Source organism: Agriterribacter sp., from assembly GCF_035445465.1.
Lineage (GTDB): Bacteria > Bacteroidota > Bacteroidia > Chitinophagales > Chitinophagaceae > Agriterribacter.
This window is the reverse complement of sequence record NZ_DAOMQT010000003.1, coordinates 24,640-37,236: the sequence shown is the minus strand read 5'-3', so window position 1 is coordinate 37,236 and position 12,597 is coordinate 24,640. Positions and strand designations below refer to the sequence as shown.

Genomic DNA, 12,597 nt, shown 5'->3' with positions numbered 1-12,597 from the left:
TTAGATTATATGAATTATTCTGTTAGCAAACGATCCACTCAACATACAATTTGCACATGATGAACCGCAGCAATAATTCAGACGTATCATTAAGCGAGGTGCATCAAAGCATAGACACTACCCGGTTGCAACACAAACCGAAATGGAAACGGGCGCTGGCTTTTTTAGGTCCCGCTTACTTAGTGAGCGTTGGATATATGGACCCGGGTAACTGGGCAACCGACCTGGCCGGGGGCAGCAAGTTTGGCTATACGTTGATATGGGTACTGCTGATGAGCAACCTGATGGCTTTATTGCTGCAGAGCCTTTCTGCAAGATTAGGCATCGTGCGCGGAAGAGATCTGGCCCAGGCTAACAGGGAAAGCTACCCGAAATATATCAACTTCATCCTCTATATACTGGCCGAAATAGCCATTGCCGCCACCGACCTGGCAGAAGTGCTGGGGATGGCCATAGGGCTGCACCTGCTTACCGGCATCCCCCTGTTATGGGGTGTAAGCATTACCGTATTAGATACCTTTCTATTATTATTCCTGCAGCGCATGGGCATGCGGGTAATGGAAGCTTTTATTATAGGATTGGTAGCAGTGATAGGGATTTCTTTTTTAATTGAGATACTGCTTGCCAGGCCCGATATGGCAGAAGTAGCAACCGGATTGATACCCAGCTTACCCAATAATGAAGCATTGTATATTGCTATCGGCATTATCGGCGCCACCGTAATGCCGCACAATTTATACCTGCATTCTTCATTAGTACAAACCCGGAAAATAAAAAGAGACGAAAAAAGCATCCGCTATGCATTAAAGATGAGCGTGGTAGACAGCACCATTGCATTAAACCTTGCCTTCCTGGTAAACGCCGCCATACTGGTACTTGCCGCGGCTACTTTTTTCAAAACCGGCCGCACCGAAGTTGCCCAATTAGAAGAAGCGCACCAGTTATTATCTCCATTGCTGGGAAGCAATATCGCTTCGGCACTTTTTGCCATCGCATTAATTGCCGCGGGGCAAAGCTCTACCGTTACCGGCACGCTTGCCGGACAAATTGTTATGGAAGGCTATCTCCGGCTGCGCATTAACCCTTTACTAAGAAGGTTGATTACCCGCCTCATTGCCATTGTGCCTGCATTGATCGTGATCGGTATTTATGGTGATAAAGAATTAGACGCTTTGCTGATCCTGAGCCAGGTGATACTGAGCTTACAGTTAGGCTTTGCCGTTATACCGCTTATTCATTTTGTAAGCGATAAAAAAACGATGGGCAAATTCGCCATAAAGCCTGTTACCAAATTCTTTGCATGGACCATTGCTCTCATCTTAGTATACCTTAACATTAGAATGGTAGGCGGCGAGTTTGCCGCCATTTTTGAAAACCCAGGCAATGTATTCTGGAAATTTGTTATTATTGCTGCCGGCGTTTTTTTCTTCAGTCTTTTGCTATATATTAGTTTCCGTCCTTTATTTTACAAAATTGCCAAACCAGCCTCACTTACAGTACATCCGGATATGAAAGACAGCTTTGATTTGAATATACCAAAGTTTGACAAAATCGCCGTCGCGCTCGATTTCAGCAAAAACGACAGCAAACTTATATCGTATGCCCTTGCACAGGGCAATACACATGCCACCTACCTGCTCATTCATGTAGTAGAAAGCGTTTCTGCAAGATTGCTGGGAAGAGAAAGCGATGATCATGAAACAAAAGAAGACGAAAAAAGGCTGCTGTCATATAAAAAAACCTTGCAGGAAAAAGGATATAAAGCAGATATAGCGCTTGGATTCGATAAAAGAGCCGGTGAAATTGTACGTATTACCAAGGAGCAGCAGGCCGATATGCTGGTAATAGGCGCTCACGGGCACAGCGGTTTGCAGGACTTTATACACGGGCAAACCATAAACACCGTAAGGCATGAATTGAAAATTCCGGTACTGGTGGTGAATGTGTGAGGGGGGTGGGATGTTACAGGTTGCAAGGTATAAGGAGGTACAAGGTCACGGCCCTATACCTTTCACCCTATACCCTCCACCCTCATACCTCCATTCTCAAACTATTTCAGTAATTTCATTCTATTCATTAGGCTAACCTTTTTGTATGCTGATTAAAACCTTTGGAAGCGCCGTGTATGGGGTGGAGGCCCTTACCATTACGGTGGAAGTAAACGTTACCGATGGAAAATTTTTCTATCTGGTAGGATTGCCGGATAATGCGGTAAAAGAAAGCGAACAGCGCATTGAAAGCACTTTAAAAAACAACGGGTATTACATGCCCCGCATTAAAGTTATTGTAAACCTTGCTCCCGCTGATATTAAGAAAACCGGTACGGCTTTCGACTTACCCATCGCGCTCGCCATCCTGGGCGCCAGCGAACAACTTCCCAATGCTGAAAGGCTTTCCGAATACGTTATTATGGGTGAACTGAGTCTGGATGGAAATATTCAACCCATCAAAGGCGCATTACCTATCGCCATTACCGCCAGGAAAGAGCAGTTTAAAGGTTTGATATTACCCATGCAGAATTGCAGGGAAGCCGGTATGGTAAATAACCTGAACGTATATGGTGTGAGCCACATCAATGAAGTAATTGATTTTTTTAAGGACGAAACCTCGCTTCAGCCTGTGGTAGTGAATACGAAGGAAGAATTTTACCAGTCGCAGTACAGCTTTGAGTTTGATTTTAGCGATGTAAAAGGCCAGGAAAACATTAAACGCGCGTTGGAAATTACTGCAGCGGGTGGGCATAACGCCATATTAATAGGTCCGCCCGGCGCCGGAAAAACCATGCTGGCCAAACGACTACCTTCCATTTTGCCTCCGCTTACCTTACAGGAAGCGCTGGAAACCACAAAGATCCATAGCGTGGCCGGTAAGCTTCCTGCTAATACTACTCTTATTTCGCGCCGGCCTTTCCGTTCTCCGCACCATACCATTAGTGATGCGGCGTTGGTAGGAGGTGGCGGAATACCTCAACCGGGAGAAATATCATTGTCGCACAACGGCGTATTGTTTTTAGATGAACTGCCCGAATTTAAAAGAACAGTGCTGGAAGTAATGCGGCAGCCCATGGAAGAAAGAAAAGTAACGATCTCTAGAGCGAAAGTGGCGGTAGATTTTCCGGCAAGCTTCATGCTCATAGCTTCTATGAACCCATGCCCCTGCGGCTTTTACAACCATCCGGAAAAGGAGTGTTCCTGCCCTTCAGGCGCAGTTCAAAAATACCTGAATAAAATTTCGGGGCCGCTGTTAGACAGGATTGACCTTCATGTGGAAGTTACGCCTGTTCCCTTTTCAGCATTAGCTGCACAAAAAGGAGGTGAGGATTCCGCTTCCATAAGACAACGGGTTATTAAAGCAAGAGAAATACAGTCCATGAGATATACCGGTCATGCAGGTATTTATTGCAATGCGCAAATTGGCAGTAAAATGCTGAAAGAAATATGCGGCATAGATGCAGCAGGACAAACGCTTTTAAAAACCGCGATGGATAAGCTTAATCTTTCAGCAAGAGCTTACGACCGCATACTGAAAGTTTCACGAACCATCGCAGACCTTGCGGACAGTAGCCATATCAGAACAGAACATCTTGCAGAAGCCATACAATACAGGAGCCTCGACAGGGAAGGATGGGCAGGCTAACTATAAAAAGCCATTCATTCTTTGCCGCATATCTAATAAAAGTTTCTGGTAGGTTTTTCCCCTTATCTCCTTCTGTTTTTCTGCAGTAGTAACAGGGAAGATCAGTTTATAAATAAAAGAGAAGGTCTGTGCCGCTGTTATTCTAACGATGCGCAGATCCATCCAAAAGTTGGCATTTCTCACATAAAAGGCATCCCACTGGTACCGTTTGAAAATGCTTTCATAGGTTTTAGCCGGACCGCGGAATCCTTTTACCTGGGCCAAACCGGTTATACCTGGTTTTACAATATTGCGGAACTTATAATTATCAATAACTTCTGAGAAATGCTGGCAATCGCTGTGCATATGGGGGCGTGGGCCCACAATAGTCATATCTCCCATCAAAACGTTAAAGAATTGCGGTAACTCATCAAGGTTAGAATTGCGGAGAAATTTTCCCACCCTGGTAATGCGGGGATCATTTTGAACCGCCTGCTGTGTATCGGCCTCCTTATTCATCACCATTGTTCTGAACTTATAGCAATTGAACGACCGGCCGAGAAAGCCCACCCGCTTTTGTACAAAAAATATGCTTCCTTTAGAACTTAGCCTGATCAAAATGGCAATTAAGGGCAATAACCAGCTCATTAATAATATAATAACCGAAACAGATAATACAAGATCAAAAGATCGCTTAACAATAAGATATTTCTTTTTCTCCCGGATATAGGTTCGCAATGATTCCTGGCTCTTTAATTTAAGATTCCGGTCGTAGGATAATGGTTTAATACTTGATACAAACATTATGGTCTTCTTTTATAGGTCTTCGTAAAATTCGCCCCAACACCGGTAACGGTATTTTGGAAATTTGCACAAAGAAACAGGTTTCAACGTAAAAAAATTAAGCCAAACTTTCTGTTTGGGCCATCTTTCACAAAAAATTTTCATTTAATGTGTTGAATGAACGGTTACAATGTTTTAGCTATCAGGTTTATTTGACAGGTTGCTTTTGCATAACGTTGCTTTGAAGAAAAAATTTTGATGCCAACTGATTTATAAGAAAAAAAAACACATTTAAGTGTTTTTACTTACAATATAATAATAGAAATAAAATTATATATAGTAACTAAATATCAAAAGCGGCTTTAGGGATATGAACAGCTATAAATATGTTTATCCTATTGAATATAAAGTAGGTTTGTATGAGTATTTGCCACATTGTTTTATATCCACATCGTTTTCATTTTAGAACTCTTTCATATATTTGATTTTTTTAAGTAACTATTACCAACAATACTTTTAACATTCTGTTTCATGCAGCCAGATACTAAACCAACCAATGATCAAAAAGAAAGTGAAATTGATCTGGGTGTTTTTTTGAACCTCGTTGGAAAATTATTTTCCTCTATAGCCAGGGCTATTGGATCATTTTTTTCTTTTCTATTCCAGCTTATCCTTTCCATTTTCATATTCATTAAGCGAAAAATTGTGTGGTTAGTAGCAGGAGCACTGGCAGGTTTGAGCCTGGGCCTATATTTCTATTTTAAAGAAGGTCCGGTATACTATTCAGATATGATAGTAAGATCTAGCCTTGGAAGTTCAAGGCAGGTGTATAATGCTATAGACTATTTTAATTCATTAATTAGTGATGAGAAGATAAAAGAGCTCACTGATGTATTTGACATTACGGAAACAGCCAGCAGAAAATTAATCCGGTTTGAAATATCACCTGTAGATGATGAACTTGAAACTGTTAAATTCTATAAAGACTTTATATCAGATTACAGCCGTAACAACCCGGTCAATGACACCCAAAGAGTAATGGTTATTAAATATGATGATTTCAGAAAAAACCTTACTGGTGTTAATTATCCGCTACAGCGCATAAGGGTGTATAGCCACAGCCCGGAGATATACCGGAGCATACAGTCCGGCTTAGTTAAAAATTTGGAGCAAAACAAGGACCTTATAGCGTTACAGGACAAATTAAGAAATGTATTAAAAGAAGAAGAAGCGCTGTTAAGCCGCTCTTTAACAAGCTTAGATTCTTTGCGCATTGCTTATAATATAAGCATTACCCGGGGAAACGCTAAAGGTGAAGGAGGAAATGTGGTACTGGGTAGCAACAATAAAAGCTTTAGCAATCCTGAAATTGAACTGTACGATAAAGAAATGCAATTGAAAGATGCAATAACCGGCATACGAAATAAGCTTATTGAGGAGCAAAGTACTTTTCGCATTACTTCAGACATTAATAAGAGAGGTATGAAAATTTCGGGCTATAACCAGGAATTTTTCAAATATGCATGGATGGGACTGCTTACCTCTTTTTTCCTGGTATTGCTCATTGAGTGTTACAGGTTCCTGGACAAGATGGATAAAAAGCAAAGCCGGAAACACACTAAACCAGATCAGTAAACAACTTTAAAAATATGCAGCATACGTTGTTCGTCGTGCGGCGAAATGCTGTCAGCGGAAAATTCATCCCCACCAATTACATGGTAGTAATGGCCTTAGTTTGTAACCAATGTTCAAAAGATTATCTCAAATAGCGTTCCTGACCGGTGCAGCGCATGTATTTACCTTGGTTGCACTGAAATTCCTTTCAAAGAACACTTCAGCCGCTACCTTATCTTCCATTGGGGAAATTGATTCTATATTTCAACTGTTAATAAGCATACTCGGTTTCGGGCTGCAGCTTTCAGTGGTCCGGCATATTGCGATGGAGAAAAACTGGAAGCCATTTTATTACCAGGCACAAAGCGCAAGGATCACATTAGGATTGTTAATGATGGCGATCGTTCTGTTTGCCCCCCTGTATCCTGCCTGCTGGCTTTTTATATTCGCTCCTGTTTTTGCATTAAGCGGCGATTATGCGCTGTATGGAAGAGGGCAGCCTGTTAAAGCCGCCATATGGGCATTTTGCAGAACTTTTATCCCCGCTCTGTTGCTTATTATATTTGTCTTTATCAATAAAACATATCTTTCCGCTGCTTACGTAAGCAGCACTGTAGTTATATTTGGGATCACCGGTTTCGCCATCTCACGTCAGCTTCAATGCAAATACCTGCTGTCTCCGGTTTTTCCCGCGCTAAAATTATATCTCCAAAATATAAGCCTGGGAATCGCCACGGTAGTAATGTATATACTGGGATTGGGATTGCTATTCGTTGCGTCTTTTTTTTATAATGAACAGGTGCTGGCGGTGAGCTACCTCGGTTTAAAGTTATACGTTATTTTTAAAGGCATAATGCGGATCATCAACCAATCTTTCATAAAGGAAATGATACACGATGAAATGACACTCAGGGCAGATGAACTCTCTATTCTTGTTGGATCTTCCTTCCTCGGCGCTTCCCTCATTTTCCCTAAAAGCATGATTACTATATTTTTTGGAATACAATACATAGCATTTACAGGTTTTATTATCCTAATCGGCCTATCTGCTTTAGTGATGTGCATTTTCATAAGCTTTCATACCCGTTCTCTTTTTAAGAAAAAAGACAAAATATATGCAAAGTATGCTGCTGCCGCTGCTATCACATCAATAGTTGCCGTTATTATACTGTCTTTTTTCAGGCAAAGCCCCCTTAATATTGGGTTAGCCTTATTTACAGGCGAGTTGATATTTGCTGCAGGACTGGTTTACATTAATAAAGATGCAGCAATATTATTAAGGATAAAATTTCTGCTCACATCGCTTTTATGCCTGCTGCTTCCGCTGATCATAAGGTATTTTATGGATGACACCTTTGCCGGACTTTATACCGGGATGGCAATGCTGGGAGGAGTGTATATTGCGCTTAACTACCGGAAATTATTCAAGACAAATCTCAACTTCAAATAAGTTTGAAATACCCCGCTGTTATATGGAACAAACTTTTTAGTATAGAAGGACTGGTTGTTCTTTATTTCTTTTTACTGCTGTTTTTTGGTAAAGCATTTACCAAATTCCAGGTTGCAGGCCCCCTTTATCTGCACGATCTGTATTTGGGCTTACTTACGCTTATTGCTATGAACAACAGGAAAAAAATAACCCTGCGTTTTATACCTGTTCTTATTATAATTGTTCTGGCATTTATTTATCTTGTATTTAGTCTTGTTTATTACGAACCCAGAGGTGAAATGCTGACCATCACCTTCCGGCAATTCAACCTTATTGTATACCTTTTGTGCAGCTACCTGCTTTTTAATTTACTGGTAAAAAACAACAGTGCCGTCCGGAAGATCATTTCTCTCATCTTGTACCTTTCGGTAGCATCTGTTATACTTCAGATCGTTTTTATTGTATATGGTTATCTTTTTATAAACAATTTTTCTCTTTTCAGAGAGGGAGAATATAATTACTTTTCCCCGCTGATCATTTTTGGCATTATAACTTACGCTGCAGTAGCATTGGCTTATGAAGAAAAGGCTCCGGTCAGGTTCTTAAAATTCTCAGGCTGCCTGGTGTTGTCAACCATGCTGGGGCATTCTTCTGCTTTCCTGGCCATTTTTTGTATTGGATTACTCTATTTTTTTATGCGTATAAAGCCAATGCAAAGACTCATAGCCGTTTGCATTATCCTTTTATCGCTTCTGGTTTTATTTCTTTTGCCTCAATTCAGGGATGCCAATGCAGGCTGGCGGCTATTATACTGGGGACACGTACTGAAAGAATCAGTTATAACAAAACATGCCGTGCTGGGCAGCGGCTTCGGTCAGCCCTTTATGAGCTATCGTTTCGCAGTATATATCAATGAAACCATTCATTCCGCCATCATGATAGATGAATATTACCCGATGGCACGCTATCTTTCACCGCCCCACAATTCGTGGCTTTCCTTTATTTTTCATATCGGGTTGCTGCCAGCCCTGTTGTTCCTGCTGCCATTGAAAAATGTTGGGCTCACTATCATGCTTTCACCTTTGCCTGCCAGCAGGAATAAATCATTTTTGCTGCTTGCCTTTGCCGGTTGCTTTGTTTGGGTATCTTTTAATGTGATACTGGAACTTCCTCATTCTGCAACATATTTCTGGCTCATCTATTTTACAACGGCCTATGCTTTCAGATATAAACACCTGGATCGGATATAGGCCTTCTATTGAGCACGTTTTGCTATTACTATCATCCCTTTCCCATATTGTGGGAAAACAGGCTTTATTAAGTGAATGCTATTCAGCAGAAAGGCTGCAATTTTCTTTTTTACACGTGTAAATGCCGTATCACTAACACGGGTAAAATCAACCTTTTCCCATACTACAATATTGTCTATTACATCAAATGAAAATTTTCCAAGCAGCGCTTTTATAGAATTGAAAGAAAAAACATAGTTGTGATCGGGATGTATGCTCTCTTTTCCAAAAAAGCTGTATATCCAAAAAAGAAAGTAATAATTGTTAGGGGTGGTAAAGATCACAGTGGTATCCGCACGGCAAAAGCGCATTACAGACTGAAGGAAAAGTCCGCAGTTGTCAATATGTTCAATAATTTCACCAAGTACAATTACATCAAAATTTTCATCATAGTTCCACGACTCAAGATCGGCATAATAAACATCCTTGTATCCCTTTCTTTTCATTTCATTTATGCCTTCCTCATCAACGTCAACTCCCACAAGCCGTTTTGCTGTAGTAGCCAGTATGTCGTGCAATAAAAGCTTTGTCGCTATTCTTTCACCGAGCAGTTCGCTGTCAACGCACCCGCCATGTAAAACCGTTTTCCCTTTAACGTACTCCTGCAAAAACTTGTCACGGTTATTGATAACCGTAAGTTTGGGAAATTTACTTGAAAATTTAATATTCATGTTATCAGGCATTAGATTTTAATAACTGACGCTTATTTGCTTCCAGGTCATAAAGTATAACTTGCAGTCTTTCCTGCAACTGGCAATGAAATTACTGCATTAAAAAATAAGTATATGCAATATATTTTTTTTGTTTACAATAGGCATGGATAATATATTTTTGTTCATAATGAAAAAAATTCTTTTTATTGTTCAACTGCCTCCTCCCATTCATGGTGCTTCGCTTGTTAACAGCTATGTTGTTAACAATCCGTTTATACGGGAAAATTTTTTCTGTAAGGTATTACCCCTGCAATTTGCGAATTCTGTAGCGAATATCGGTAAGTTTTCTGTGAGGAAAATATTGCTCACCCCTGTTTTTACGGCCAGGCTGATTTGGACCCTCTTCATTTTCCGTCCCACTCTTGTGTATTACAATTTTGCCCCGTCCGGCCCTGCATTTTACAGGGATGCATTATATGCTTTGATTATAAAAGCCTTTGGTATTAAACTGGTTTTACATCTCCATGGGCGCGGCGTTGCGGAAAACAGCAGCAAGCGGCGATGGAAAACATGGCTATATAAGCAGGTATTCAAAAATACTTTTCCAATTTGCCTCGCCGAACGTTTATCTTCAGACTTCCGTAACGTGCATTTTGGAAAATATTATGTGCTTACCAATGCCGTACCCCTGCAGCTTAATCTGCCCCGGAAAAAAGATCACAGTTATCCAACATTTATCTTTCTGTCGAACCTCTATAAAAGCAAAGGCATATTAACTTTCCTGGAAAGTATGAAAATACTGAAGCAAAGCGGAATAGGTTTTAATGCGCTCATTGTGGGCAACAATGGAGATTTTACCATTGAGGAAGCCAGGAAGTTTATAAACACAAACAACTTAGGAGATCATATCAGCGTTATGGGCCCATTATACGACAGTGAAAAATTTGATGCGCTTTGTTCGGCAGATTATTTCGTATTCCCCAGCTTTTACGTTAATGAGGCTTTTCCGCTGACTATCCTGGAAGCAATGCAATGCGGATTGGTTACTGTTTCTACGTTTACCGGCGCCATTCCCGACATAATTGAAGACGGTAGAAATGGGAAATTGTGTGGCAGCACCGATCCGCAGGATTGGGCAGATCTTCTCGAAAACATGATTGACGACCCCGAAGCGGCAAAGCGTATGGGAGAAACAGCCCGTAGGGATTTTCACGAAAAGTACACCTTTGAAATTTTCGACAAAAATGTATTTACCATTATCCACGATATTTTAAACAAACAGTAAAGATGTGCGGCATAGCAGGGTTTATTAATTTTAAGGATCCCGTTACCCTGGCTCAAATGGCTAACCGGGTACAACAGCACCGGGGCCCCGACAGCCAGGCCCACTGGCAGTATAATAATGTATGCTTTGCACATCAAAGATTATCTATAATTGATCTTGACAAAAGATCGGATCAGCCCTTTACTAAAGGCAACCTCACCATTATATTCAACGGGGAAATATATAACTACGAGGCATTAAAAGATCAAATCCGGCAATGGGATCCCTCAGTGGAATTCAAAACTACTTCCGATACGGAAGTATTGCTTGAGCTTTACCGTATAAAAAAAGAGAAATGCCTTGATGACCTGAATGGAATGTTTGTTTTTGCCATTTTTGAAACTGATACCAATAAACTTTTCATTGCGCGGGATCATTTTGGAATAAAACCTTTGTTCTACACCCGGATCAATAATGCTTTCACCTTTTCTTCAGAACTGAAAACATTACTCAAGGTACCCGGAGTAAATAAAACACTTAATAAAAAAGCCCTGGTGGCTGCCGTTAATTACCTGTGGATTCCCGGAAATATTACCTGCTTCGAAAATATATACAAACTACCGGCTGCGCATTATATACTCATAGATCTTACAGGCGGGTTGCCGGAAATTAACCCCATAAGATACTGGGAGCTAAAGGAAAGTGCCTTTATTGAAAATGAAGCGGAAGCAACTGCGAAGCTGAAGGCATGCATGGAAAATTCCCTTCAAAGGCACATGATCGCTGATGTACCGGTAAGCGCCTTTCTCAGCGGAGGGCTCGATTCCTCGCTGATATCAGTACTTGCAGCAAAACACAACAGCCGTTTATCTACGTATACAATTGCTACATCTGATAAAGACAAAAAAGCGGAACAAATGCCGGAAGATGAACGGTATGCCAAAAAGCTGGCAGCATTGCACCATTTCGATCATAATGAAATCCTGGTAGAGGCAGATATCATTAACGATCTGAAAGAAATGGTGTATACGCTGGATGAGCCCATTGGCGACCCGGCTGCATTAAATACACATCTTATTTGTGCGGCAGCGAGGAAAAAAGGAGTAAAGGTTTTATTGTCGGGGATGGGAGCCGATGAAATTTTCTTTGGCTACCGAAGGCATAAAGCAATACTGCTGGCTAAAAGGTATAAAAAAATACCTGCTGTAATAAGAAACCTGATCACAAGATTGACAGGAACGCTGCCCGTTAAACAGGGTGAAAAAGGTATTCGTTTGTTCCGGTGGGCCAAGCGTTTTATTTCTTTTGCAAATTTAAGCACTGAAGAAGCATATATGAGAAGCTATTCTTATTACAGCGCAACAGAAATACAGCAACTGTTCAGGGAAGATATAACCGCGGAATATGACTGGCTGCGAAGCCAGCACAGGAGCATCTTTAACCAGCTTTATAAAGATGATCTGATTAACCAGGTCTGTCATACGGATATTCATATGTTTATGCAGGGCCTGAATCTCAGTTATACCGACAGGGCTTCTATGGCGGCTTCCGTTGAGGTAAGAGTGCCCTTTATTGATAAGGAAGTTATTGAACTGGCAATGAAGATCCCCGGCAAGCTCAAGTATAAATACAAACAAAGCAAGTACATATTAAAAAAAGTAGCAGAAGATTATTTGCCCAAAGAAATCATATACCGTCCCAAGGCTTCTTTTGGCGCACCTATCCGCTCCTGGATCAGCGGGGAATTGCGGCCGCTGGTTGATGAATTACTCAGTGAGGACGCTGTAAATCAACGGGAGATTTTTAATTACAATTATATCAGAAGGATTATTGATAACGACAGAAAAGGAGCAGAAGACAATGCATACAGATTATATATGCTTATAACAATGGAATTGTGGTTCAGACAATATATAGATTAAAAAGTTGTTAAATACTGCGGCATGATTT

General features: G+C 40.9%; 9 protein-coding genes. 7 read left to right on the top strand and 2 right to left on the bottom strand.

The genetic code is table 11. The features are described 5' to 3' along the window. Nucleotides 1–56: 56 nt before the first annotated feature. Complete coding sequence (locus PLE34_RS02480) at nucleotides 57–1,949, top strand: Nramp family divalent metal transporter (protein ID WP_324553873.1); 1,893 nt, start codon at nucleotides 57–59, stop codon at nucleotides 1,947–1,949. A gap of 145 nt (nucleotides 1,950–2,094) precedes the next feature. Beyond that, nucleotides 2,095–3,636, top strand: a complete 1,542-nt coding sequence (locus tag PLE34_RS02475) for a YifB family Mg chelatase-like AAA ATPase (RefSeq protein WP_324553871.1) — start codon at nucleotides 2,095–2,097, stop codon at nucleotides 3,634–3,636. On the opposite strand, the gene PLE34_RS02470 is transcribed toward PLE34_RS02475, so the two are convergent. Beyond that, on the bottom strand, nucleotides 3,637–4,419 hold the full coding sequence (locus tag PLE34_RS02470; protein ID WP_324553869.1) for a sugar transferase: 783 nt from the start codon (nucleotides 4,417–4,419) through the stop codon (nucleotides 3,637–3,639). It lies immediately after the preceding gene. Between the two features lie 510 nt (nucleotides 4,420–4,929). On the opposite strand from PLE34_RS02470, the gene PLE34_RS02465 reads away from it, so the two are divergent. The 3 genes from PLE34_RS02465 (at nucleotide 4,930) to PLE34_RS02455 (ending at nucleotide 8,691) form a co-directional block, all read left to right on the top strand. Further along, nucleotides 4,930–6,033: a YveK family protein gene (locus tag PLE34_RS02465; RefSeq protein WP_324553867.1), complete on the top strand. Its 1,104-nt coding sequence runs from the start codon at nucleotides 4,930–4,932 to the stop codon at nucleotides 6,031–6,033. Between the two features lie 109 nt (nucleotides 6,034–6,142). Further along, nucleotides 6,143–7,462, top strand: coding sequence for a hypothetical protein (locus PLE34_RS02460; protein WP_324553866.1), 1,320 nt, complete (start codon nucleotides 6,143–6,145; stop codon nucleotides 7,460–7,462). A 2-nt stretch (nucleotides 7,463–7,464) separates the two neighbouring features. Then, nucleotides 7,465–8,691: a hypothetical protein gene (locus PLE34_RS02455; protein ID WP_324553864.1), complete on the top strand. Its 1,227-nt coding sequence runs from the start codon at nucleotides 7,465–7,467 to the stop codon at nucleotides 8,689–8,691. Nucleotides 8,692–8,696: 5 nt separating this feature from the next. On the opposite strand, the gene PLE34_RS02450 is transcribed toward PLE34_RS02455, so the two are convergent. Beyond that, nucleotides 8,697–9,401 carry a class I SAM-dependent methyltransferase gene (locus PLE34_RS02450; protein WP_324553862.1) on the bottom strand — a complete coding sequence of 235 codons (705 nt, stop codon included), beginning with the start codon at nucleotides 9,399–9,401 and terminating at the stop codon, nucleotides 8,697–8,699. Between the two features lie 169 nt (nucleotides 9,402–9,570). Between PLE34_RS02450 and PLE34_RS02445 the strand changes: the two genes are divergently transcribed. Both PLE34_RS02445 and asnB read left to right on the top strand, forming a co-directional pair. Beyond that, nucleotides 9,571–10,668, top strand: coding sequence for a glycosyltransferase family 4 protein (locus PLE34_RS02445; protein WP_324553860.1), 1,098 nt, complete (start codon nucleotides 9,571–9,573; stop codon nucleotides 10,666–10,668). A 2-nt stretch (nucleotides 10,669–10,670) separates the two neighbouring features. Next, entirely contained in the window at nucleotides 10,671–12,569 is a 1,899-nt protein-coding gene (asnB, locus tag PLE34_RS02440; RefSeq protein ID WP_324553858.1) for an asparagine synthase (glutamine-hydrolyzing), read from the top strand. Nucleotides 12,570–12,597 lie beyond the last annotated feature (28 nt).